This window comes from Galbibacter sp. PAP.153 (genome assembly GCF_037029175.1).
Taxonomy (GTDB): Bacteria; Bacteroidota; Bacteroidia; order Flavobacteriales; family Flavobacteriaceae; genus Galbibacter; species Galbibacter pacificus.
Map to the genome: position 1 here is coordinate 122,898 of NZ_JAZEUN010000004.1, position 26,300 is coordinate 149,197.

Annotated in this window: 16 protein-coding genes; 12 read left to right on the forward strand and 4 right to left on the reverse strand. The window is 41.4% G+C overall.

The window, feature by feature from the left end:
• Nucleotides 1-3: 3 nt before the first annotated feature.
• Both UXI14_RS03280 and UXI14_RS03285 read left to right on the forward strand, forming a co-directional pair.
• The gene (locus UXI14_RS03280; RefSeq protein ID WP_335964818.1) at nt 4-1,458 is read left to right on the forward strand and encodes a carbon starvation CstA family protein; all 1,455 of its coding nucleotides are present in this window, start codon (nt 4-6) and stop codon (nt 1,456-1,458) included.
• Nucleotides 1,458-2,189 carry a GDSL-type esterase/lipase family protein gene (locus tag UXI14_RS03285; protein WP_335964819.1) on the forward strand — a complete coding sequence of 244 codons (732 nt, stop codon included), beginning with the start codon at nt 1,458-1,460 and terminating at the stop codon, nt 2,187-2,189. Before UXI14_RS03280 ends, UXI14_RS03285 begins: the two co-directional genes overlap by 1 nt.
• Before the next feature lie 83 nt (nt 2,190-2,272).
• On the opposite strand, the gene UXI14_RS03290 is transcribed toward UXI14_RS03285, so the two are convergent.
• The 4 genes from UXI14_RS03290 to UXI14_RS03305 all read right to left on the reverse strand — a co-directional run bounded on the left by UXI14_RS03290 (nt 2,273) and on the right by UXI14_RS03305 (nt 9,491).
• Nucleotides 2,273-3,070 (reverse strand): 6-phosphogluconolactonase, encoded by a 798-nt coding sequence (locus UXI14_RS03290; protein ID WP_335964820.1) that lies wholly within the window; start codon nt 3,068-3,070, stop codon nt 2,273-2,275.
• Between the two features lie 266 nt (nt 3,071-3,336).
• A complete protein-coding gene (locus tag UXI14_RS03295; RefSeq protein ID WP_335964821.1) occupies nt 3,337-4,512 on the reverse strand; it encodes a DNA-binding transcriptional regulator in 1,176 nt (391 codons plus the stop codon).
• Between the two features lie 140 nt (nt 4,513-4,652).
• Nucleotides 4,653-6,263, reverse strand: a complete 1,611-nt coding sequence (locus tag UXI14_RS03300; RefSeq protein ID WP_335964822.1) for a SusD/RagB family nutrient-binding outer membrane lipoprotein — start codon at nt 6,261-6,263, stop codon at nt 4,653-4,655.
• Between the two features lie 12 nt (nt 6,264-6,275).
• Nucleotides 6,276-9,491, reverse strand: a complete 3,216-nt coding sequence (locus UXI14_RS03305; RefSeq protein ID WP_335964823.1) for a SusC/RagA family TonB-linked outer membrane protein — start codon at nt 9,489-9,491, stop codon at nt 6,276-6,278.
• Nucleotides 9,492-10,101: 610 nt separating this feature from the next.
• Between UXI14_RS03305 and UXI14_RS03310 the strand changes: the two genes are divergently transcribed.
• From UXI14_RS03310 to UXI14_RS03355, 10 genes are all read left to right on the forward strand, one after another.
• Nucleotides 10,102-12,177, forward strand: a complete 2,076-nt coding sequence (locus UXI14_RS03310) for a glycosyl hydrolase family 18 protein (RefSeq protein WP_335964824.1) — start codon at nt 10,102-10,104, stop codon at nt 12,175-12,177.
• Nucleotides 12,178-12,385: 208 nt separating this feature from the next.
• Entirely contained in the window at nt 12,386-13,468 is a 1,083-nt protein-coding gene (locus UXI14_RS03315; RefSeq protein WP_335964825.1) for a glycoside hydrolase family 5 protein, read from the forward strand.
• A gap of 27 nt (nt 13,469-13,495) precedes the next feature.
• On the forward strand, nt 13,496-15,061 hold the full coding sequence (locus UXI14_RS03320; protein WP_335964826.1) for a beta-N-acetylhexosaminidase: 1,566 nt from the start codon (nt 13,496-13,498) through the stop codon (nt 15,059-15,061).
• Between the two features lie 26 nt (nt 15,062-15,087).
• Nucleotides 15,088-16,560: a sodium:solute symporter family protein gene (locus UXI14_RS03325; RefSeq protein ID WP_335964828.1), complete on the forward strand. Its 1,473-nt coding sequence runs from the start codon at nt 15,088-15,090 to the stop codon at nt 16,558-16,560.
• Nucleotides 16,561-16,583: 23 nt separating this feature from the next.
• Entirely contained in the window at nt 16,584-17,717 is a 1,134-nt protein-coding gene (locus tag UXI14_RS03330) for a hypothetical protein (protein ID WP_335964829.1), read from the forward strand.
• Between the two features lie 263 nt (nt 17,718-17,980).
• Entirely contained in the window at nt 17,981-18,574 is a 594-nt protein-coding gene (locus UXI14_RS03335) for an RNA polymerase sigma-70 factor (RefSeq protein ID WP_335964830.1), read from the forward strand.
• Between the two features lie 69 nt (nt 18,575-18,643).
• Nucleotides 18,644-19,633, forward strand: a complete 990-nt coding sequence (locus UXI14_RS03340) for a FecR domain-containing protein (RefSeq protein WP_277898422.1) — start codon at nt 18,644-18,646, stop codon at nt 19,631-19,633.
• 143 nt (nt 19,634-19,776) lie between these two features.
• A complete protein-coding gene (locus tag UXI14_RS03345; protein ID WP_335964831.1) occupies nt 19,777-21,150 on the forward strand; it encodes a sulfatase-like hydrolase/transferase in 1,374 nt (457 codons plus the stop codon).
• A 186-nt stretch (nt 21,151-21,336) separates the two neighbouring features.
• Nucleotides 21,337-24,621: a TonB-dependent receptor gene (locus UXI14_RS03350; protein ID WP_335964832.1), complete on the forward strand. Its 3,285-nt coding sequence runs from the start codon at nt 21,337-21,339 to the stop codon at nt 24,619-24,621.
• A 12-nt stretch (nt 24,622-24,633) separates the two neighbouring features.
• Complete coding sequence (locus UXI14_RS03355; protein WP_335964834.1) at nt 24,634-26,289, forward strand: RagB/SusD family nutrient uptake outer membrane protein; 1,656 nt, start codon at nt 24,634-24,636, stop codon at nt 26,287-26,289.
• Nucleotides 26,290-26,300 lie beyond the last annotated feature (11 nt).

Sequence of the window (26,300 nt, forward strand, 5' to 3'; positions counted from 1 at the left end):
GCTATGATTTCATTTTTGATATCCATCGCGGCATTAATCCTAGGTTATTTTTTATATGCCACTTTTTTGGAAAAAGTGTTCGGCATCGATAGGAACCGGACCACGCCGGCTTACCATTTAAAAGACGGCGTGGATTTCATTCCCCTCCCTACTTGGAAGATTTTTATGATACAGTTTCTTAATATTGCAGGGCTTGGGCCTATTTTTGGCGCCATTGCAGGTGCCATGTTTGGACCATCGGCCTTCTTGTGGATTGTACTGGGGAGTATCTTTGCAGGCGCGGCTCATGATTATTTCTCCGGGATGCTGTCCGTGAGGCATAATGGATTGAGCATTAGTGAGATTTCCGGAATTTATTTAGGTTCTTGGTCCAAACATTTAATGCGGTTCTTTACCATCATCCTTTTATTATTTGTAGGGACTGTTTTTATGATGGGCCCTGCTAAAATTATCGATGGAATGAGCAGCCATATCCTGAATTTCTGGATATGGGTGTTTATTATTCTCTGTTATTATTTTTTCTCTACATTGTTGCCGATAGATAAGCTTATCAGTAAGTTATATCCAATATTTGGTATTGCGATGTTTGTAATGACCATTGGCTTGATCATGGTGCTCTTTACCGGAGAGTACCATGTTCCCGAAATTCAATGGGGAAATTTGCACAATATGACAAGTTATCCGGAACAAACCCCAATGTTTCCGATATTATTTGTAACAATTGCCTGCGGTGCTATTTCAGGTTTCCATGCCACCCAATCCCCTTTAATGGCCCGTTGTATCAAAAGCGAGAGAAATGGAAAATTTGTTTTCTCTGGTGCAATGATTACCGAAGGTGTCGTTGCCTTGGTATGGGCGGCCGTATCGATGGCTTATTTTGGCGATGTTAGAGGATTGAACATAGCTATGGAAACCCATGACCACAATACTGCTTGGGCGGCTAATGAAATTTCCTTGAATATGTTGGGGGGAATTGGCGGGGTCTTGGCACTAATAGGTATCGTAGCTGCCCCCATTACCTCTGGTGATACAGCCTTTAGGTCCTGTAGGTTGATTCTGGCAGATATTTTTAAGTTGGATCAAAAGAAAGTCAATAAAAGACTTTATATAAGCATTCCTTTATTTATAACGGCCTTTGTGCTTACCCAAATAGAATTCGATATACTATGGCGTTATTTTGCATGGAGTAACCAAACATTGGCGGTGGTGGTACTTTGGACCATTACGGCCTACCTTATCAGGGAACAGAAATTGGCTTGGGTGACCTATGTCCCTGCCGTTTTTATGACCATGGTCAGTGCCACATATATCTTAATAGCCCCTGAAGGTTTTGAGTTGCCCAATATCTATGCCTATATAGGTGGAGCCTTTTTAACGTTGTTGGTTATACTGTTATTTCAAAATTATGTCAACAACAAACAGGGAAATATTTTAAAAGCCATAAACATATGGAAATAATGTCAAAAAGGGTAGGCGTTAGAAAATACCTGTTAGCAATCAGTAGTTTTTTAGTTGTAGCGTGTTCCAGTAATTCCCGGCAGGTAAAAGTGATTAATGCCGGGATTCCTGGAAATAATTCCGAAGAATTACTAAACCGTATACGGAGCGGATTTCCTTTGCCAATACCTGATATTGCAATAATTATGGTAGGAACAAACGATATGCTGAATACCGGTAAAATGTTGACCTATCATGATTATGAACATAATTTAAAGCTTTTGGTAGCATATTTTCAAAGAAAAGGGTCAAAAGTTATTTTGGCAAGCCCACCGCCTATAGACAGCATTTATTTATTTGAAAGACATGACAAAAAGGATTTTTTGCAATCACCAAATGTGAAGCTCGATTCTGTTAGAGAAAAAGCAAGACAAGTAAGTGCTGCCCTTAAAACGGGATTTGTGGATGTTTTCAAAGCGTTTAAAAACAAAAAGATCCCCGATCACAATCGGGATATTTTTATCCAGAATCCCATTAATACGGGTCAAAGGGATGGTGTGCACCCGACAGCCGAAGGAGCCAGGTTGATAGCCAGGTTGATGGCCGGTTATATACAAGACAATGGACTATGCCGGTCCGGGTGCAGCATATATTGTTTGGGCGATTCCATTACCTATGGGAAAGGGCTCAAAGGTGAAGGGTCAACCAATGGCGAGACGTACCCGGCTTTTTTGTCAAGGCTGCTGCACTAAAAACAAGGGGGGTGAAGGCCCTTTTGCATATAATTTAAATATAACAGGGACATTGTATAAGGGATTGTGCCACTGCACTTAATTTATATCGGATCGGGCTCAAAGGCATTGTTTGTATTTATTTTAATCCCGCCACCACTTTTTGCATCTAAGTATAATATGGCATGTTCCTTGTTTCGGAGAATTGTAGAGGGCCATTCTTCGGTAATTTCAGAAAAAAGGGTCTTTTTAACGGCCTTTGCCTTTGTTTTACCCGGCACCACACAAAACATATACAGGGAAGAGAGCAATGTGGGAATTGTGACCGTAATGGCCCGTTCGGGAACCGATGCCATGTCGGGAAAACAACCGTCGTTAACCTGTTGCATTTTACAATCAGCGTCCAAGGTTACAATTTTCACCGCTTTGCCATCTTTAAAATCCGCAGTATGCGGATCGTTAAATGCCAGGTGGCCATTTTCACCGATACCCAGACAGGCTATATCGATAGGGAAATTCGATAATAACCGTGCGTATCTATGACATTCAACCTCAAGGTCTTTTGCCCGTCCATTGATGTAATGAACACTTTTAAAATTAACTGCGCCAAAAATACGTTCCTTTAGATAGTACCCAAAACTTTGTGGGTCCTCCATGTTCAGCCCAATATATTCGTCCATATGGAAGGCATTCACCCTGCTCCAATCTATGTCCTGATTGGAAACTAATCGATTTAAAAGCTCATTTTGGGAAGGAGCTGCTGCAAAAACCATGTTTATTTCCTTTTTTACGGTCAATAATTCCTGGATTTTATTGGAAACATCAAGTGCTGCAGCAATTCCGATTCCACTTCTATCTAATAACAAATTGATTTTAAGTTTATCTTTATATATAGGGCTCATTAATTACCTTTCTTTATATTCGTTTACCGGATCCGTTATGGAGCCGTATTTTGTTTTGTCGTATGTTTTTACATCTTCAAAAGAAATAAATTCAAACCTAACTCTGTACTTAAAACACGTATTGTAAACCTCAAAAAACGTATATTTTCGGTTATGTTTTGAAAGGTGTGTTTCTTTTGGATTATACCCATAAAAAGAAATGCCTTTTTATCAAAGAGTAGGGACATCTATTTTTTGATATTTCAGCCTAGGTTCCATATAAGGGGTTAAAGGCTATTTTCATCGCCACGGTGAAAATGCATTTTTCTGTATTGTCCGGGACTCATGCTTTTAAATTTCTGAAAAATCCTAAAGATGTTTTTATAATCGCTGAAGCCTACCATCCTAGCGGCTTCTATAAGGGATAGTTCGGTAGTGATCAGCAGTCTTGAAAATTTTTCGACCCGCACCAGTTGGATGTATTGATAAATGGTGGTACCGGTTTCCTTTTTAAAGGTCTTTTCCAGGACACGCCTGGACATGGGAACCATATCGATGATTGTTTTTACGGAAATGGATTCGGCATAATTTTTTTCGATGTATTGAATTATCTGCCCAACATATTTATTGGAGACCACAAGCCTTTCGGTCGATTCCCTGGTAACGATGCTAATAGGTTTTATAATGACGTCAACAGGGGGGATTACTTTTTTGTTAAAGAAAGAATTTAAAAGCTCCCCGGTTAAAAAACCACCGTTGACAACGTCCAATTCAATAGACGACAGTTTGGGATCGGATATGTTGCACAACAGGTCATCGTTGTCCACTCCCAATACCGAAATCTCATTAGGGATATGGATTCCGGAGATTTTGCACAGTTCCGTGATGTGCAGTGCATGCTGATCGTCGCATGCAAACAGTGCAATGGGCTTTGGCAGATTTTCCAGCCATTTTCTTAAATTCTTATGGTTGACCTCCAACTTTTCATTTTGTTCCTCTTCGCTTGAATTGTACAGAATTACCTCGCCCCCTTTTTTTTCAATAGTGGAAATATATCCTTCGCCCCGCTCGCGCATCCATACTGTTTTTTTTACGTCATAATAAGCAAATTGGCGATACCCTTTCCTGTAAAAAAAATTGGCGGCCATGACCCCCGCATTAAAATAATCACCTGTAATATTGGAAGTTTGCTTGTTTCTCTCTTTATAGTTTTGGGCAATGATGGGAATGTTTAATTCCGTCAGCAAATGAATGTCTATTTCGTCGAATTGAGAGATAATGGCATCCGCTCCCCATTTTTTAGCCCATTTTATAACCCCTTCGGCTCCATAGAGCTCTTTATAGTACAATGGAAGCCTATAGAAATTCCACAAACAGGATTCTTTGGAGTAGTGTACGATCCCTTTCAGTAATTTCCTATTGTAATCACTGGACAAATCTGTTAATAGGAGTATTTTTTTCATAGGTGTTTTTTCATTGGACCGATAGTTTAAACTATGTATTTATGTGTGTCTATCAAGGGGTTATGGGCAAATATAGAGATAATCCTGCAAGTTGCCTGTATCGGCCTTGCAGGATTTTTTCAGCTAACTCAACATGATTTTTATTGTTCCACGTCCCACCAAACACGCTTTAACCAGTCGTCTTCACCTATTCTGGAAACAGCTTCTTCATAACTGCTTGTGTTTAGTTCCGCCTCTTGGCTCGGGTATTCCATCCTGCGGGGCATTTGTCCATTGGATTGGTTAAGGGACGGGACATAATTATGAAAAGTAACCTCGGGCATGCCGGAACGGCGATAGTTCGACCAGGCTTCCATGGGGTCCAATATATGCAATACCCATAGTTGTGTATTGATGTCCATAAGCTCTTGCCCGGGGGTGAGCGGGTTGGCATTGCTAAAGGCCGTAACATCGCTTTCATTTACTTCGGCGCCAAATATACGCCATTGCCTTACGGAGGCTTCTAGCCCATTCTTGTAATGTTCTGCGGCCGAACCCGGAACGTTCCAGCCCCTAAAAGCAGCTTCGGCCAGTAAAAACTCGACTTCGGCATAGCCAATATTGATAAAGGGCGCATCAAAAGCCTGAATGTATTTTGATGCACGCAGCAGGCTGTACCGGTATTCAATGGCCACTTCTTCGCCATTATAATTTATAGTCACCGGACCGCCGGGATATTTTGAGTTGGGATCCCAGGCATACCTTTGTGCCTGCATGGTGGAGGCAGCATAGGGTCCGCCACGTTCATTTAAGACCAGATCGGTAACATCGGTCCGGTTTTCATCCCTTAATTGAATGGTAGCATAATATCCATTGAGCAACCGCGGATCGTTCATGGCCTCCATGACTTCCACGATTTCGGTTGTAAGCCAAAACTCGCTCCCCCTGTCCGCACTGGACCCATATATTAAGTTTGCCACTCCATTTCCTTTTCCTATGCCCGTGGATGGGTTGCGGAAATCTTCATAGGTAACTGCGCAAATGTCTTCATTTGAAGTAAATACACCAGCTGCAACGGCCGTTTCTGCTTCTTGTTTGGCTTTTGCAGGATTTACCTTTACCAGCCGCATGGCTATGCGGAGCCGCAATGAATTTGCATATTTTTTCCACTCATTGATGTTGCTGTCGTATATGGCATCGTATTTGGCCAGTGGCTTGGAGGCGTCCAAAGCCTTGGAAGCTTCATCGAGTTCTTTAAAAAAATCATTGTAGATATCTTCCTGCCGATCGTATTGGGTAATGAGCTTATCTTCCAGATATCCCTTTCCTGCGTCAAAATAGGGGATATCACCATAATAATCGGTCAACCTTAAAAAGCACTGTACTTTTATTATCCTGGCCATGGAGTTTATATTAACAAGTGCCGGATCATCTTTGGTCGCATCGATTAAGGTGATGGTTTTATTGATGACATCCGGATAGTATTTCAACCATAGCCGTGACATTTCGGGCGCACTTTTTTGTGCGTTTCCACCATATTCTACCATTCCCCATAGCCCGGTCCACTGATTCATAAAACCGCCCGGATAATAAAAATATCGTGTTTGATCTTGCCAATTGGCGCCGGGTAGAAACTCAATGGTGGTTAGCATAATTTCTGGGTCGATTGTAGCTGAGGTATTCGGGTTGGTGTTCAGGTCATCAAAATTGGAACATCCCAACCACGATAGGCTCGCTATAATGAGGATGGAATATGTTTTTATATTTTTCATCTTTTATTTTTATTAGAATTTAACGTTTAATCCAAAACCGATAGTCCTTCTGGATGGCAGGGAGCCGTATTCGAATCCTTGACCGTTTGAAGAATTATATCCGGATTCCGGGTCTATGTTCTTAACCTTGGAATATAAAGTTGCCAAATTTCTGCCATAAAGAGATAGGGATACGCCCGTTAACGGGGTCTTGTCCAAGATCCTAGATGGAATGTTGTACGAAAGGTTCAATTCCCTTAATTTAATATAGGAGGCATCATCGATAAAAGGCTCGGGGGAATTGGAGGCTACGTTCGTCCAATAATCCTGAGGGTCTACATATACGTCATTGGGGACATATTCCGGGGCTTCTTCGGTACCGATATTTTTAACCCCTTGACCTATATATCCGCCTGTGGGAACCCAATCTTCGGTAGTTTCCCCGGCAGCAATACGCGCTGCTTCCGAAGCATACCACCCGGCACGCCCTTCAAGGGTTTCTTTGGTGGTCCCCATTTGATTGGAAAGCATGTGGCTCATGGAAAAAATATCCAATCCCCATTTCATGTCAAATAAGACCCTTAGACTAAAATCCTTGTACCTGAACAATTGATTAAGTCCCGCGGTGAAATCGGGGACCCCATTTCCCAGAATTTCATTTTCGCTTTCGTAGGTGGGCATCCCGTTTTCAAAGATAACCGCACCATCTTCATTGCGTTTAAAAGGTTTGCCCACAATGACCCCGTAATTTTCACCTTCCATAGCATAGATATAAGTGTCCAACCACCGTGCTTCTGCCAGGGTATAGGTTTTTATGTCGGGGTGCAATGCCACGACCTCATTGTTGTTATTGGCATAGGTCAGGGTAGCGTCCCAATGAAAGTCCCTGGTCTCTACCGGGGTTACCGATAGGGCCACCTCAAAGCCTTTATTGACGATTTTTCCAGAATTAATGGAAGCGCTATTATATCCGGTGGTCGTGGAGGTGGTAAGTTCCAGTATCTGGTCCACGGTTTCCTGATTGTAATAACTTACATCCAGTTTGATCCTGTTTTTGAAAAACCGCAGGTCGGTTCCCACTTCATAGGAGTTGGTGCGGGTGGGTTTGAGGTTTTTATTGGGAACCACCGTAGATTTGATTTCCCCCAAAGAATAATCGTTAAAGGTAAAATCGTACAGGCCATAATTCAGTCCCAATTTATAAGGATCGGTGTCACCACCGACCTGTGCCCATGAGGCCCTCAATTTTCCAAAAGAAAGGAACCCTTTGTCCATATTAAATAGGCTTGAAAAAACCAAACTTCCGGATAGGGATGGGTACCAATAAGAACGGTTGTTGGACGAAAGCGTTGATGAAACATCGTTTCTCCAGGTAAAATCCAAATATGCAAAATCGTCGTACCCAAGGTTCACGGCACCGTACACCGAGTTTACCTGCTTTCTGTATAAATCGTTGGAGAGGGTATAGGTGCGGTAGTTCAGTATGGATTTAAGTCCGCTTAGCACTTCGTTAACCCCGCTGTTTACATAGGTCTCACTTTCGTTGTACCGAATGTTGCCGGCAATGAGCGAAGAAACGCTAAGTTTGTTAAATTTCTTATCGAACCGGAGCATTGCCTCAAAATTATTTTCAACTACCGAGACCTGCCTGTGGACAAAGCTGCCATCCAATTGTGTAGGGGAATGCCTGGGTGTAAAATCATCCGACTTAAAGGTATAAAAGTCTGTTCCTCCATTTAGGCGCATGGAAAGAAAAGGAAGGATCTGATAATTTAATTGGAGGTAGCCCATGACCCGTTTCTTCTCGGAGTTGTTGCTCATTTCATTGATGGTCCAATAGGGGTTTATACGGTAGATATTCCCCCCGTTCCAGTCCACATACCTGCCTTCTTCGTCTTTGTAATTTTCGGAAAGCCATTTTTGGTTAAAATTGGGGGCAATACCGATAATGGCATTGCCCACATTATTTGGGTGGTCGGACAATGCCGGTCTGTTTTTTACATCTTCAATGGTATAGTTGACCCTTCCCTGTACGGTCAGCTTTTCCCCAAAATCCGACTTTCCATTGAGCATGAAGGTAGTGCGCCTCATATCGGAATTGGGGACGATATCATTATAATTCATATCCGAAACAGAGGCCCTAAAACCATTTCCGCTTGAAAAAGAAACGGAGTTGGTGGTGGTCCCACCGGTTCTGAAAAAGGATAATATATTGTCCGGAACATTCTGGTAAGGCTTCAGTTCGCCATTGTAGATATATGTGCTTAGGGAAGGGTCCAGTTTTGCGCCCCAGGCCGCTTGTGTTGTTGTTTGCCCATCATCTAAAGTAATGGGCGCCTCACCATTGCGGCCTTGTCCGTATTCCCTTTGGTAATCGTCAAAGTTCGAGGCCAGTTTTACAAAATTAAACCTCGAAGAAAATTCAATGCCCAAACCGGTTTTCTTTTTCCCCGATTTGGTGGTTATCAATATTACGCCATTGGAAGCCCTGGATCCGTAGAGTGCGGAAGCCGAGGCGCCTTTTAATACAGAAATCGTTTCTATGTCTTCCGGGGAAATAGCACTTAGTCCGTCCCCATAATCATAGCCTCCCCATTTATCGGCTTGCCCCAATTGTGTATTGTCCATAGGAACCCCGTCAATTACATATAGGGGGGTGTTGTTTCCCGTAAGTTGTGAATTTCCCCTGATTACCACCCGTGTACTTCCGGCAGGCCCTGCTATTGTAGGCGAAATGTCAACACCGGCCACTTTGCCGGTCAATGCTTTCATGGCATTGTTCTCGCCACCTGCATTTAGGTTATCACTTTCTACCTCGGAGATGGCATAGCCTACGGCCCTGGACTCTCTTTTAATACCAAGGGCGGTTACCACCACCTCCTTTAAATTTGTGGCATCTTCCGTTAATTGAACATTTATCGATGAACGGCCATGGATGTTAATTTCTTTCGGGAGGAAACCTATGTACGAGATTACGATCGTTGCATTTTCATCGGAACAGCTAATGGTATACTTTCCGTCAAAATCGGTTGCAACACCGTTTTGGGTCCCCTTTTCGGTCACGGTGGCCCCTATCAAGGGAATATTATCGGATGCCGATGTAACGGTACCGCTAATGGTCTTTGTGTTTTGGGCTGTTGCCGGGATACTCATTATCGCAAATAAGAATATCAAAATGCAACGGGCTGCTGTCTTTTGAATTTTTTTATTCAAATACAGCTTTTGTTGTATGATTTTAAGTTTAGCCATATTAAATTAGTTTAATTTGTTGGTTTTTAGAATGTTATGAATTGATTAAAAAATTGGGATTTCACAAATATAAAAGAGAAGAAATGTGTTTTATTGGGCGATATGCGTATAAAAAACCTCAAAATACGTCAGTTGTATTAACGGTAGCCTTTTATGGTTATAATACGCGGTCCTTGTTTTTTTATAAGAAGAGCGCATCTGTTTTTAAGGTATGGTCGGAAAAGGAATAATTAGGAGATTATAATGGAATTGTTTGCCTATATGACTTTTAAAGTGTATTAATTTGAACTAATTAACTATTTTATTAAATAATCTATAGCCATTACAACTTCATCTCCTTATTGAAAAAGTGAAATTTTAGACTTTGGCATACTTCCGTCTATCGAATATTATGAAGTGAACATAAAATTATCTTGACGCTTTTTGAAGTAAAACAACCGCTTTTAGCCATTATTTGAGAGCTAAAGCCAACTTACTTTTATGGCTGAGTTCATATACTGCATTTTAAGGGTCTTTTGGCTGTTCATTTTTTATTGAATATGATACTTGAAATAGCTGTTTGCCTTAAATGCGGATATGATTCTATTAACTAACCTAAATTTCAAGAAAGATGAAACAGAAAGCAAACTTTTGGTTGATGGTTTCCTTATGGGGATGTATTCAACTTCTGTCGGGATGTAATTTTGAAAACCTACCTGAAGAATCGTATGAGAGCATACATTTCATTTCAGGGGATGACAAGGTGGTAATCGGGTATATTCCTACGTATGTGGATATGGAAAGCACCATTGATAGTACAGATCTGGATATTCTAACACATATAAACATAGCATTTATGAACCCTGACGCATCTGGTACATTTTTATCGGGTGGTGAACCCGTTTGCAGCAATGCCTCGGCTTCTGATATCAATTATGTAGTAAACAAAGCACATCAGGAAAACGTAAAAGTCCTTGTTTCTTTAGGAGGAGGATCGGTCCCTGGTTGTTCGGGCGATTGGGAGACTTTATTGCAATCCTCTAATAGAACAACTGTAGTGAACAATCTTTCTGCACTTGTACAATATTTTAACCTCGATGGGATTGATGTAGACATAGAAGGCGCATTATTATCGTCTATTAGCAGTGCTGGAAATTACACTCCTTTTATTCAGGAATTAAGAAATGCACTTAACCCTCAGGGAAAACTGGTTACCTGTGCCACGGCAACATATACTGGTGGGCGCATACCTACTTCGTCCATAGCCTATTTTGACTTTATCAATATTATGTCATACGACAATGGTTGGGGAGGTACCGGGAATCACTCTACATATGCCGATGCGGTAAGCCATATGCAAACCTGGCTTGGACTTGGATGTCCCGCAGAAAAGTTGGTATTGGGAGTACCGTTTTATGGTTATCAGGGCACAGTGGGGAGTGGCGATGTTTCTTACAGCGATATTATAGTTCTGGATCCCAGTGCTGCTTATATGGATGAGTATCAAGGGTATAAATATAACGGAATTCCGACTATTGAGGCAAAAACGGCATATGCGCTGCAAAATGGTGCAGGCGTAATGATTTGGGAGCTCTCCCAAGATACTTTTGATAGCCTGAGCTTGCTCCAGGCCATAGGTAGAAAATTGTCTGAAGCGCCACCAGTTGGTGGCGGAGATGGGGAGATCCTTGGCTATTATACGGAAAGATCGGTTACCGATGATGTTTTCTCCATTGTCAATTTAAATACAAGCTCCATGACGGCCAACACTGCCTACCCCGATGCAGGAACCGATGGCGGAAGCACGGTCATCGAGGCCAAGGCCACGACCGGAGGTTCGGCTACCAATTACGCCACTTATTTTAATTATCCGGGGAGCCCTAACCAGGATTTAAGTTCATACAGCGTTTTCCACCTTTCCCTAAAGTCGTCCAGCCCCGACGAGACCGTTATCAGGCTGGAAGATGCCAACGGGCAACAAATAAACCTGGACCCCACGACATATGGCTTTTCCTATGACGGAAACTGGCATGCCATGGGCATCCCCTTTACGGATATGTACACACAGAACCCGAGCTTTGATTTTACCGATGTAAATGATGTGGTAGTGGTAAAGAGCATTCCCGGGATGGCCGCAAGCATCAACCCGGCAACCTATGTTTTTTATGTAGATGATGTATATTTTTCCACAGGGGAACGTCTTGGCTATTATACGGAAAGATCGGTTACCGATGATGTTTTCTCCATCGTCAATTTAAATACAAGCTCCATGACGGCCAATGCCGCCTACCCCGATGCAGGAACCGATGGCGGAAGCACGGTCATCGAGGCCAAGGCCACGACCGGAGGTTCGGCTACCAATTACGCCACTTATTTTAACTATCCGGGGAGCCCTAACCAGGATTTAAGTTCATACAGCGTTTTCCACCTTTCCCTAAAGTCGTCCAGCCCCGACGAGACCGTTATCAGGCTGGAAGATGCCAACGGGCAACAAATAAACCTGGACCCCACGACATATGGCTTTTCCTATGACGGAAACTGGCACGCCATGGGCATCCCCTTTACGGATATGTACACACAGAACCCGAGCTTTGATTTTACCGATGTAAATGATGTGGTAGTGGTAAAGAGCATTCCCGGGATGGCCGCAAGCATCAACCCGGCAACCTATGTTTTTTATGTAGATGACGTGTATTTTTCGTATTGATGATCAATAAAAAAGAAATGTCAATTAAGTGATGCTCCCTTTTTATCGGGGGAACTTAATTGACGTTTTTTGAGGCTATAGTTCAGGGAACGACCCTTTTTAGGAAATAAAAATTCATTTTTTTTGTCTTTAAAAGTATAGAAGGATTGCATCTCAGGCTTATATTTTAAATAAAAGATTCAGGGATTTATTGTTAAAAAAACGATATATGTTTATCACTATTAAAAAGTGGCGCAATGGCATACTAATGGTATATGCTTTTTGTATGCATTCTTATGCATTAATGCCCAATACAACGATTTGCTTTTCCCAAAGGGATAATGATACCATTGGGCAGGGTCATTCTTTAACAAAGGTCAGCCCTTTTAAGGCCAATGGGGAACTGCAACTAAAGGGTACCCAGATTTGTAATAAAAATGGAGACCCGATTCAGCTCAGGGGGATGAGCACCCATGGTTTGCAGTATCGTGGGAACTGTTACAATGATGCTTCGCTGGGCGTTCTGGTAAATAATTGGGGGGTTGATATTATCCGGTTGTCCATGTATGTGCAAGAAGGGGGGTATGCATCAAATCCCGAATACTGGACGCAATATGTGGATACGCTGATAGAGAAGGTTTCTAGTCTTGGGGTTTATATTTTACTGGATTGGCATATGTTGCATCCGGGCGATCCAAATGCAAATAGAATACTCGCAAAGAAGTTTTTTGAACACATGTCAAAACGCCATGCGGAAAAAACGAATATTATTTATGAAATATGTAATGAACCGAACGATGACAATCATGAAGTTACATGGGCACTTATTAAAAGATACGCTGAAGAAATAATTCCAGTGATAAGGAAGAATGCCCCTAATTCCCTAATCGTTGTGGGAACCCCTAAATTTTGTTCAAGGCCCAATGATGTTATCGGAAATGAATTAAAATACCCGAATATACTGTATACCGCCCATGTATATGTGGGGGATGATGATCAGTTGCAGCGAATGGAAAATACCAAGGAGGCCCTAGCGGCAGGGGTGCCGATTTTTGTCACCGAATGGGGCACGCAAAACGGATGGGGGGACGGGACCAACGACTTTGCAAAGGCACTGAAATGGATCGATTTTATGAAAGAAAATAAAATATCATGGTGTAACTGGAATTATTCAGATAGTCCGTTAAGCGGGGCTTCCTGGAAAAATGGCACTTGCCCTGATGGTCCCTGGAGCGATGAAAACCTGAAAGAGTCGGGAAAATGGATTAAAAACCACATTGATACCCCCATGGATTCATGGGCAAGAGAATAGTGATGGAAAATTAGTATATTTCAAATGATGAACAAAAATAAACAAGGCTTACTTTTATTGGTTACTTTTTTAGTGGTATCCGTTAATATAGGGTTCTCCCAAACTCAACAAAAAAAGGAAAAAGATTTTGAAATTGTAGGGTTTCATCTGGACCTGCGCATACAGGTAATGAAACCAAAGGCCCTAAGGGAACTTGTGGATGAGCTGGCATATTTTGGGGTCAACACCCTTATTATGGAATGGGAAGGTACTTTTCCCTTTCAGACCAATCCCGTAATTGCCAATAAATATGCCTATACAAAAGAAGAAATCAAGGACTTTATAGCGTATTGCGGTCAAAAGAACATAGAAGTAATACCCCTTCAACAAAGTTTGGGGCATTTAGAATATGTTTTAAGGAATTATAGATATGCAGAACAAAGGGAAGACCAAAAAGATGTTTCCCAAGTTTGTCCCATGGAATTTGCATTGAACAAAAAATTGTTTACCGAGCTCATTACCGAAATGGCCGAAATACATCCATCAAAATATTTTCATATTGGCGGTGATGAGGCCTATCTGTTGGGCCATTGTGATAAATGCAAGGAAAAGATAGCTAAGAGCGGGAAAGCGGCCCTGCTGGCCGACCACCTTAAAATGATTACCGATATTGTGGTATCACTTGGGAAAATACCGGTCATATGGTCTGACATAGCGACCAGTTATCCCGGGGAATTGAACAAATTGCCCAAGGAGACCATATTCATTGTTTGGAATTACGGTTGGGACGTAGACCGGTTTGGTATCGTGAACGAACTTACCAAAAAGGGGTTTGAAGTATGGGGTTCACCGGCCTTAAGGAGCAATCCGGATAATTATTTTTTAACGGATTGGAAAAATCATTTTGACAATATAAAAGATTTTATCCCTTTTTGCAGGGAAAGCAACTACAATGGAGTCGTGATGACCTCTTGGTCCACTTCCGGGATTTATTCTCCCGTCTTTGAAGACCATCATACAATTACCGATTTAGTACCTGTTAGACGTGTTTATCCGCTTTCCGGTTTTAGGATACTTTTGGCGGCATATTCCCAGAGCATGCAGCAAACGGCACCTTTAAATGCAAAACGGTTTATCGTTTCTTATGCTGAAAAGCGTTTTGGGTTTAACAAAAGAGAATCCCGTGAGTTTTACAGGGCACTTTTGGGGAGCCCGTACCAGGTTATCAATGGGGAAGTAGAAAATCATTCCGAATTGACAGTGCCCATGTTGTACGATTCTGTCAAAGGATACCAAATGGTTTTTAACAAGTTGCGACCAGAAAGAAATCAAAAGGAATTTGAACATATAAGGCTTATGAAAGATATAAGGGAGAATTATATGCATTTCAAAAAAGTGGAGGGAAGAGTGAACAGTGATTCTTTTACCAAAGCCATGTTTCCACAAGTGATTTCGGAATTAGCTGAAATTATAAAAAAATACGATAGCCTGGGCCAGCGGTATACCAATTTAAATAGCGGATATTTATACCCCGAGGCCATTGATGAAGAAAATTACACACGTACAGTGCCCGTTAAAATACTGTATGAACGTTTAAAGGGACAAAAAAAATAACCTAACCGACTATAACCAACTAAATTATGACGCTTAAATTATGGGACTGGATGGTCATTATTGCTTTTTTTATGGCAATGGTCGCCATTGGTGTATGGGCACATTTTAAAAATAAAGATTCCAGTGATTATTTTATTGCCAGTGGAGGGCTTCCCTGGTGGCTGTCCGGCATTTCACATCATGTTTCCGGTTATAGTGGAGCTGTATTTGTCGCCTATGCGGGACTGGCCTATACACATGGTTTTTCAATTTATGTTTGGTGGGCAATGACGGTGGGGATTTCCATTTTAATGACCATCAATGTTTTTCCTGTACGTTGGGTTCGGTTAAGAAAAAAGTTTGCCATACAATCTCCCTTGGAATACCTTTCTGTTCGTTATGGCATTAAAACGCAACAGGTAATGGCATGGAGCGGGGTACTCCTTAAATTATTCGATGTGGCTGCCAAATGGGCCGCCATCGCTATTTTGTTGCGGGTATTTACCGGGGTTCCTATACTTTACGGGGTGCTTTTCTCAGGCGGGATTTCCATCATCTATATTACCATTGGCGGGCTTTGGGCGGTAACCATAAGCGATTTTATTCAATTTATCGTTCAAATTGGAGCCGGTATCGCGCTGTTTATCGCAACCATTACCAAGCTAGGCGGTATAGAAAGTGTTTTTACCATCTGGGACCAGTTGCCGGAAAGGAACAGCGAGTTTTTTGCCGAGCCGTATACCGTTGGTTTTGCCCTTGCATTTTTATGTATAAATACATTTAGTTATAATGGGGGGACATGGAATCTGGCCACCAAGTATATATCCTCCCCCGATGAATCCAACACAAAAAAAGCGGCGATTTTATCTGGGGCATTGTATTTAATCTGGCCGTTGATCTTATTTTTCCCCATGTGGGCGGCTCCTGTATTATTGCCGGGCCTGACCGATCCTACGGAATCGTACGGACTGTTAACAATTCACCTTTTGCCTCCAGGGGTGGTCGGTTTGGTCCTGGCATCTATGTTTGCCACGACCATGTCCATGACTTCCAGTGATGCCAATACCATTGCCGCTGTTATTATACGCGATATATTACCGGTACAGTTAAAGAAATATAAGTTGATAAAAAACATAAATTCGTTACAGATAGCAAGGTGGGTTACCTTCGTATTTGTGTTTTTCACCATTGTCATTGCCACCCAGTACGAATCTTTTGGTGGAATTTTAGGATTGATAGTTTCATGGTTTGCAGCCCTTGTTGGGCCTATTGCCGTTCCCATGCTGTTGGGTATGCTCCCAGCATTTAAAAAATGTGGAGCCGTTGCAGCATTATGTGCTATTTTTTTAGGATTTTTAAGCTTTATTTTTACAAAAATATATGCTGCCAATCTTTCATATACCCTAGAAGTAGGCTTGCCATTATTTATTTCATTGTTGGTATACGTGGGAATAGGATTTTTAAATTATAAAAAGAAAGTCTCCAAGAAAGTAATCGATTTGTTGAAGGCTATCGATTAAAATGATAAATCAAATTTTGAAAGATGAAAGAAGTCATTTACTGTGCTGACTGTTTTACAAATGAAAATTTTCAGATAACCCTGAAAAATGGACAGGTTGTTTCTATGGCCAAGGTTGATTCGCACGATCGCAAGGTACTGTACATGGCCCCGGGATTGTTCGATATTCAGATAAATGGTTTCCTCAATACCGATTTCAATTCTTTTCCCATACTTGAGAACGATTTTTTAAAGGTCATTGACCAGATGTCAAAACAAGGGGTATTGTCCTTCCTTCCAACGGTAATTACGAATTCCGATTCCAATATGATATCCCTTTTGGAAAATATAAATGAATTATGTCTGAAAAACCCTGTTATCCAATCCTATGTCGCCGGGATTCATTTGGAAGGACCTTTTATTTCACCGGACTCGCAGGCAAGGGGTGCTCATGACGGTGCCCATGTTAAAGCCCCCGATTGGGAACTGTTTACCGCATTTCAAAAGGCTTCCGGAAATCGCATAAAGTTGGTTACTTTGAGCCCGGAATGGGAAAATTCCGTCGAATTTATAAAAAAATGTGTACAGGACAATGTAAAAGTTGCCCTTGGACATACCATGGCCACCGATGAACAAATTGAAGAAGCCGTCCTGGCAGGGGCATCCCTATCTACTCATCTTGGGAATGGTGCCCCCTTGTTCCTCTCCAGGAACAAGAACATAATCTACGATCAGTTGGCAAACGATTTGCTCGTGCCCAGTTTGATAACCGACGGATTTCATTTGCCGGTTAATTTTATAAAGACCGTTTTAAAAGTAAAGAAAAACCAGATTATTTTGGTAAGCGATGCTACGATGTTTGCAGGCATGGCGCCCGGGGTATACAACTCACATATTGGCGGTAAGGTAAGACTAGACGGTAAGGGGAGGCTTTCCCTGTACGAACATAAAGAATTGCTTGCCGGATCGGCAGCTTCCCTTTTGGATTGTATTAATTTTTTACTCAAACAAGGTTTGTCCACGTTTGAAGAAGCCTGGGAAATGGCATCCAATATCCCCTATAAACTTATGTATCCTGAAAGAGAAAATACCGATCTGGTCTTGTTTGGCTTGGCTGACGGGGAAATTGTCATCCATAGTGCCTTTAAATCGGGTAAGCGGGTATATAAAAAGCATTGATGGGACACAATTAGTTTTTTTTAGATAGTTAGCGTTTAGCGGCGTTAAAGAAAATCGGACAGGGAGTTTTTTTCCTTGTCCGTTTTTTAATTGCATTCATTAATCAATAATTGTAAATAATTACAATGAAATGTAAAACAATGGGGTATTGCTAAATAATTGGCATTAAAATTAGTGAAAAACAAATTTTAATTCAGGTAAATTTTACTTTTATTATTTTTTTAAGTATTATTGTCACTACAAAACTAACTGAAAACCCAATAATGAAGGATACCGACGATCATTTTCTTTTCATTAAATTGAAACAGGATGATATAGCGGCTTTTGAGGCCATATTCTCCCATTATAGGCTTCCCATACTCAAATTCATTGTAAGTTATGCCAAATCCGTTGAAGTAGCGGAAGAATTGACCCAGGAAACATTTATCAGGTTATGGGAGTCCAGGGCGACTCTCAATGCCCAAAAAAGTTGCAGGTCCTTTTTGTATACCATTGCCAAAAACCTTTCGCTTAATTATTTAAGAAGTAACACAAAAGAAGAAACCCTTAAACAAGAATTATGGGACCGGGTAAAAATGGCACAGGCCAATCCCGAAGAACGTATTGTCTTTGAGGAATACCAAACTATCTTTAATCAGATTCTTGAGGAACTTCCCCAAAAGAAGCGGACGATCTACATTATGTCCAAATATGAAGGGAGGAGCAACGAAGAAATTGCAACTACATTGGGCGTAACAAAAAAGACGGTAAAAAACAACCTATGGGAGACTTTACGGATTATTAAAGACCGCTTGGAACCCTATTTGGAATACACCATCAGAATCGTGTCGATTTCTTTTTTTTCTACCTTTTTTTAAATTTTCAATCGATTTCGTCGGGACTTTTTCTAATTCCCGTGTATTATAGGTACAGCGCAATTGCTATTTATGGCCCAGGAAGAAAGAATAAAATATTTAATTGAAGTTTACCGGAACAATTCAATTTCCAAGGATGAATACGAAGAATTTGTTGCCTACCTTCAAGATCCCGTTTATAACGACCTTATTTTATTTTTGATGGACGATGGTACCGCACCGGAAATCAATATAAGTGAAAGGACTGAAAGCAAAACAGTTGATTTTAACCGTTTTGTCCGATCCCGGACCGGCCGTAAGCACTTTAAAAGGGCAATGCCATGGATCATGGCCACAGCTGCCGTTTTGGCCGTATTGATGATAGCCCGTATATATCCCGAACTAAGGGCCATGAAGGAGCAGCGGTTGGTAACCATGACCACCCCTATGGGAGAGAAGCGCAATATAACCCTTCCCGACGGCTCCTCCGTATTTTTAAACGCAGGTTCCAAACTGGTATATCCTCGGGAATTTAAAAAAGAACAGCGTGAAGTACGGCTTGAGGGCGAGGCATTTTTTGAGGTAGTGCACCGACCGGAACATCCGTTTGTGGTTTTAGCGGGCAATGTAAGGACCGAGGTGCTAGGAACTTCTTTCAACATACGATCTTACAAGGGCGATGCACAGGAACGGATAAGCGTGGCAACGGGAAAGGTGATGGTTTCTTCAAATGAGCTGAAAAAAGACAGGCAAGTGGTTTTGCTCCCCAATGAGCAGGCCATCTACCAAAGTGGCCATATGGACAAAAAGAAAGTAAATATCTCGAGGGCCCTGGCATGGAAAAATGGAATTTTGGTATTTGAACAAACCCCTTTGGATCAAGCTGCAATAATGTTGGAGCGATGGTATGGAGTACGTATTGTCATAAAAAATAAAGCACTCAACAAATGTACCGTTACCGGTGAGTTTTACAAGAAGGCCAGCTTAAAACAGATTTTGGAAAATTTTAGATATGTACTGGATGTAGATTATGAATATGTATCGGCCAATGTAGTGGAAATTGATGGAAACCCGTGTCATTAAAAAAATATTTAAAAAACTAAAACGATTAAGTATATGAACCTTATAAAAACTTCCGTGAAGCGATGATGCCATTAAAATATGTAATAATGCCTAATCCGGATATTAATTTTATATAATTCAACATGAAAAACTTTCATATAAAAATGCTCAAGCTACTTTTAATAATGGGAGTCCTGCTTTTTAACATCGCTGGATTTTCACAGGATAAACCAAATATTATTGTTATTCTTACAGATGACATGGGGTTTAGCGATATTCAGACTTTTGGGGGTGCCGGCATACCCACGCCTAATATAGACCGTTTGGCAAAAGAAGGTACTAAATTTACCCAATATTACAGTGCGGCCCCTATTTGTAGCCCGTCGCGAACCAGCATTTTAACCGGTATGTTCCCCGCAAAATGGAACTTTACCACTTTTTTAAATGACAGAAAGAGTAACGGGGCCGCAGAACAGGCCAATTATTTAAATGTAAATGCACCTTCCATGGCCAAAATATTGAAGCGGGGAGGGTATGTTACCGGACATTTTGGAAAATGGCACATGGGTGGCGGCCGCGATATTAAAAATGCACCCAATTTTGATAAATATGGTTTCGATGAGCACATAAGCACCTATGAAAGCCCGGATCCAGATCCCATTATTACTGCCACCAATTGGATATGGTCTCCTGAAGATAGCATAAAACGTTGGGATAGGACAAGGTATTTTGTTGATAAAACCCTGGATTTCCTTAAAAGGCACAAAGGAAAACCCTGTTTCGTAAATCTATGGCCAGATGATATGCATACGCCTTGGGTGCCGGAAGTAGATTTTCGTTTTACGGGCAAATTTCCCATGGACCCGGAAGAAGAAAAAGCTTTCCAAATGGTGCTAAAGGAATACGACAAACAAATTGGTAGGCTCCTTGACGGAATAAAAAAAATGGGGATCGAAGATAATACCATTATTATTTTCACCAGTGACAATGGGCCCCTGCCGAGTTTTAGGGGCAGCCGTTCGGGAGGACTTCGCGGTACAAAGTTGTCCCTTTATGAAGGAGGGGTACGCATGCCGTTTATCGCCAAATGGCCCGGGCATATACCGGCAGGTAAAGCCGATGATGTTTCGGTATTGAATTCTACAGACCTGTTGCCTACATTGGCCGATATTGCTTCGGTAGAATTGCCCACTAATTATCAGGGAGATGGAGAAATCAGGACATCGGTATTGTTGGGCAGTCCGTCCCAACGCAAAAAGGATATGTACTGGGAATACGGAAGGAATCAACATGCCTTTAACTATCCGAAGGGAAAGGACAAGAGCCCGAACCTTGCCATAAGGTCCGGAAAATGGAAGTTGCTGGTCGATTACCACCGTAACAATGCCGAACTCTATAATATGGAGAAGGATAAGTTTGAAACCACTAACCTTGCCGGACAATATCCGGAAATAGTAAAAGAATTGAAACAAAAAGTAATCACCTGGAGGACATACTTACCCGAATTAACACCAGAACGGGCCAATCCTGCCAGATAATATGTAAACAATGAAACGATAACTAACCAAACTAAAACAATTAGAACATATGAAGACCTAAAAAAAATGGCCTTCCGTTAATTGGTGACGCAATTAGCAGGGAAGGCCTTACTGAAACTTAAAATACGTTCCATAAATCAATTACACAAAATTATGAAAAATAATCTTATTAAGACGTGTGTATCTATGACTATACGTTCATTAATAATCTGTATCTGGGTGTTTTCAAACTTCACCCTGGCCAATAAGGCAAAAGCCCAGGACCTTAATCAGGTGTACCTGTCCATGGATGTTACCGAAGCAACTTTGCAACAGGTAATCCATCAAATACAGCAACAAACGGTATTTACTTTTTTTTATCAGGACGGTTTGTTGGATACTAAAGGTAAAAAAGTGTCCATTTCCGCAGGAAATGTTCCGCTAAGGGGCATCCTAGATGAAATTGCCGATCAGTTGCAGCTTAGTTACAAGCAGACCAATAATACTATTGCACTTAAAAAACGGGAAGAAAAACCGGAAATAACAGAGCAATCATATTTAGAACTTCCCCAGACGGGCATAACGGGAACGGTATCTGATGATACCGGTCCGTTACCGGGCGTTAATATTGTAGTTAAAGGGACTTCCATAGGAACGCAAACCGATTTTGACGGTCATTATAGCCTGACGGATGTTCCAGATGGTGCCATTTTGGTATTTAGTTACATAGGTTTTGTAACCCAGGAAATCAAGGCGGCCAATCAGACCACTATCGATGTTACCTTAAGGCAAGATGCTCAGGCCCTGGATGAAGTAGTGGTTATAGGTTATGGTACCCGTAAACGAAAAGATGTAACTGGAGCCGTGGGAAGTGCAAACCTTGAAGATTTTAGACAAGTTCCCGTAAGTAATGTCGGGCAATTATTGCAAGGAAATTTACCGGGGCTTAATGTAGGGCCGGTAGTGAGCGCAGGGTCAACACCTTCTATTTCGGTAAGGGGCAGAACCACCATATCGGGAAATCAAAATGTGTTGATTATCTTGGACGGAATACAATACAACGGTTCTCTGGAATCTATTAATCCAAATGATATTGAATCCATGGACGTATTGAAGGATGCAAGTTCAGTAGCTGTTTATGGTGCTCAAGGGGCAAATGGCGTAATTCTCATTACCACAAAACAGGGAAAGAAGAATCAACGGCCAAGAGTAACAATTTCTACTTCATATGCAACTCAAGAGCCTTCCAAGGATTTAAGTCCATTAAATCGTGATGATTATTTAGAACATATTAGAAAGCTTCAATATGAAAATGCTTATTTGGGGCCCGATTATATAAACCCGAACCCCGATTTCGATCTGGCCGATTATATAGATTCTTCCATGTTGGACGAAAATGGAAACATTGTAGATACCAATTTCAATTGGTGGGATGAAGGAACCCAACTCGGTTTTATAAACGAGCAAAAAATAAGTGTTTCGGGCGGATCAGAAAAAATAAGGTTTTTAATATCCCTTGACCATACCAATCAGGAAGGGTTCATTGTAAACGATAAATTTCAGCGTAAAGGCGCAAGGATTAACCTTTCTACCAATGCAACGGATTGGTGGGAAGTAGGCGTTCAAAGTTTTGCTTCCTTTGTAAATAAAGACGGCGCCGAGCCAAGTATTACAGATTTGGTGCGTACTTCCCCCTTATTAAAACCTTTTGATGAAGAAGGAAACTTAATCCCAAACCCTGCCAATACAGCAGTACAGAATCCATTTATTCCTTATTATGTGGACAATTATGAGCGGCACGATTATTTCTTTGCCAACTTTTTCTCGAAAATCGATTTTCCATTTTTGGAAGGGCTTTCGTATAGGGTAAATTTTGGTAATAATTACAGGATCAATAAAAATTATGGAGCCAGCGAATATGGCTCGGGCTTAACGGGGTCTGCTTATAAAAACCATGATTTTTATTACGATTATAATTTAGATAACATAATAAATTACAACAGGACTTTTGGCAAGCACGCTATAGACCTGACTTTGTTGTACGGAGCTATAGAAAGAAAATTTGAATATACAGGTGCAAGCGCAAATGATTTTGCAAGGTTGGACCTTGGATATAACAGCCTTGAACAGGGCGTTAACCAGTTTACCTACTCCGATGCTTGGCGGGAAGCGCTAAATTATCAAATGGCAAGGCTTGATTACAGGTTTGATGACAGGTACCTGTTAACGGCCACCATTAGGAGGGACGGTTTTTCAGGATTTGCCGCCAATAATAAATATGGTTATTTTCCATCGGTTGCACTGGCCTGGAATATAAACAATGAAAACTTCTTTAAGGCAGATTGGGTAAGTAATTTAAAGTTGCGCGTAGGTTACGGGACCAGCAGTAACCAGACCAGCAGATATAGTTCTTTGGCAGGTGTAACAACCCGGGCTGCCTATGTTTTTGGTGATGGTGGAAGTACGGTGTTTGGGCAACAGCTAACCTCGTTGGCAAATCCCAACCTGAGATGGGAACGAACCACAGGTATTAATCTAGGGCTGGAATATGGTTTTTTAAACTCTAGGATCAATGGTACGGTTGAATATTATTATACCAGGACCAATGATTTACTATTTGATGTTGCCATCCCGGATATTACAGGTTTTGAAACCATAAGGACCAACATTGGTGAAATTGAAAACCAGGGGTTTGAATTTGCTATTAAAAGCCTGAATATTGGTACAGATAATTTTAAATGGAACACTACCGTTAACTTCGCTACCAATACTACAGAGGTCTTGGAATTAATAGGACGGGATAACGATGGAGATGGTGTAGAAGACGACCTTACCGCTAGCAATTTGTTTATTGGCGAACCATTGGGGGTTATTTATGATTATGAGACCGATGGGATCTATCAAATCGGAGACGATATACCCGATGGCTATTTCCCTGGGAGCTATAGAATAATAGACCAAAACGGGGACGGTGAAATTACCCCGGCCGACGATAGGGTTATTTTAGGACATTCCAACCCGGCATATCGATTTAGTATCTTAAATACTTTTAAATACAAAGGCATAAGCTTAAGGGTATTTATAAATTCCATACAGGGAGGTAAAAATGGCTACATGCAAAACAACATTTACCCCATAACCCTCGACGATAACAATATTAGATGGAATTATTTAAATGACAGGGATTTATGGCAACCAAACCACCCGGAGGGCATAGATCCTGTATTTCCCGGAAAGAACCCACGGGTTTCCCCAGCCGTATATGGCGACCGCAGTTTTGTTAGGTTACAGGATATTAGCCTTAGTTACGACTTTGATAAAGACTTGGTTAACAAACTAAAAATGGAAAGTTTACAAGTGTTTATAAGTGGGAAGAATATCGCTACATGGACCAAATGGAGGGGGTGGGACCCCGAAACAGGTGTTGGATTGGGATCTGGTGGCAGGCCACTTCTTAGAAGCTATTCCCTTGGCCTAAACGTAACCTTTTAAAAGAAAGAAAAAATGAGAAAAATAATACTAATAGTTTCAACAATACTTTTGGCAACAACTTCTTGCAATGATGATTTTTTAGAAGAGAAGCCATTGGATTTTTTAAGCAATGTAAATGCTTATGATACCTACGAGGGCTTAAATGCCACCGTTAATAATTTATATTGGTTTTCCAGAAGAATTTTTTTCGACAGGGATGAACACCGTCCTTTTGACTTTATTTATGGAACCGATTTGGTTTACGATGGGCAGTCGAGCACCGATAGGCATACCAATATGATCGCAGCTTACGACCCTAATAGCGGTATCCCTGCTACACATTGGGACAATCTTTATACAATGGTTGTCGAGTCTAATATTGTTATAAGTAGGGCACCGGTTGCAGATATTACGGAAGAACAACAAATAGAAATATTGGCCCAGGCAAGGTTTTTTAGGGCATTTGCATACAGGGCATTGGTGTATATATGGGGCGGGGTGCCTTTGGTAACAGAAGAGATTACCGAACCGCGAACAGATTTTGTAAGGGCTTCAAAAGAAGAAGTTTTAAACCAGATAATCGAAGACTTAAATTATGCCGCCAATAACCTGCCCGGTATTACCGAAGCAAAAGATGGCAAACTTAACAATCTTGCTGCAAGGCATTTATTGTCTGAAGTTTATCTTGCCGCAAATCGGCCACAAGATGCCGTAAATGCTGCATCGGTTGTAATTAACGACCCCGCGACGGCTTTAATGCAAAATAGATTTGGGTCAAGGGCCAATGAAACGCCGGGTGATGTATATTGGGACCTGTTCAGGATGAATAATCAAAATAGGGGCTCGGGAAATACAGAAGCACTTTGGGTGATTCAGTTTGAAACTGATGTATTGGGAGGAAGTACCGTATCTGGAGGCAGAGGTGGCTCGTATATGTTGGAAAGACACCATGCACCCTTTATAAGAAATGTCAAAGTTAATGGAGAGTCTCCCTTTTTGTGGCCCAAGAGCGATTATACAGGTGGCCGTGGAATAGGTTGGGCCGTTCCTACTTATCATTTTACCAACGAAATATGGGAAAGCGATTTTGACAACGATATCCGAAATGCAAACCATAACTTTGTGAGGGAATTCACGGCCGATAATCCAAATTCATCTTATTATGGGCAGGTTTTTTCAACGGAAAACCCTCCAGAAGGGGTTGATACCACCCGCGATTTTTATGCTTATCAATCTAAGGTTACTACCCCCATGAACCATCCCGATGGACTTTATGACGATAAGGAACTTGGTACCTTAAAGAGTTCTGCGGGAGCGACCTATACCGACCAATATATGTTCCGGATGGCAGAAACATATCTCTTAAGGGCAGAAGCATATATGGACCTTGGTAACAATGCCAAAGCAGCAGCAGATATTAATAAGGTTAGGGAAAGGGCACATGCCAATCCAGTGGCTGCCGGTGATGTTGATATTGACTATATTTTGGATGAGCGGATGAGGGAACTGGGCGTGGAAGAAAAAAGAAGGCTTACCCTAATGAGGCTGGGATTGCTATATGATAGGGTAAAAAGGTTTAACCCCTATTATGCAGATGAAATTTTGCCCAAATATAATCTTTGGCCTATTCCAGCTGCTGAAATAGAAAGGAATATTGATGCGGAATTGGAACAGAATCCCGGCTATTGATACTGTTAACA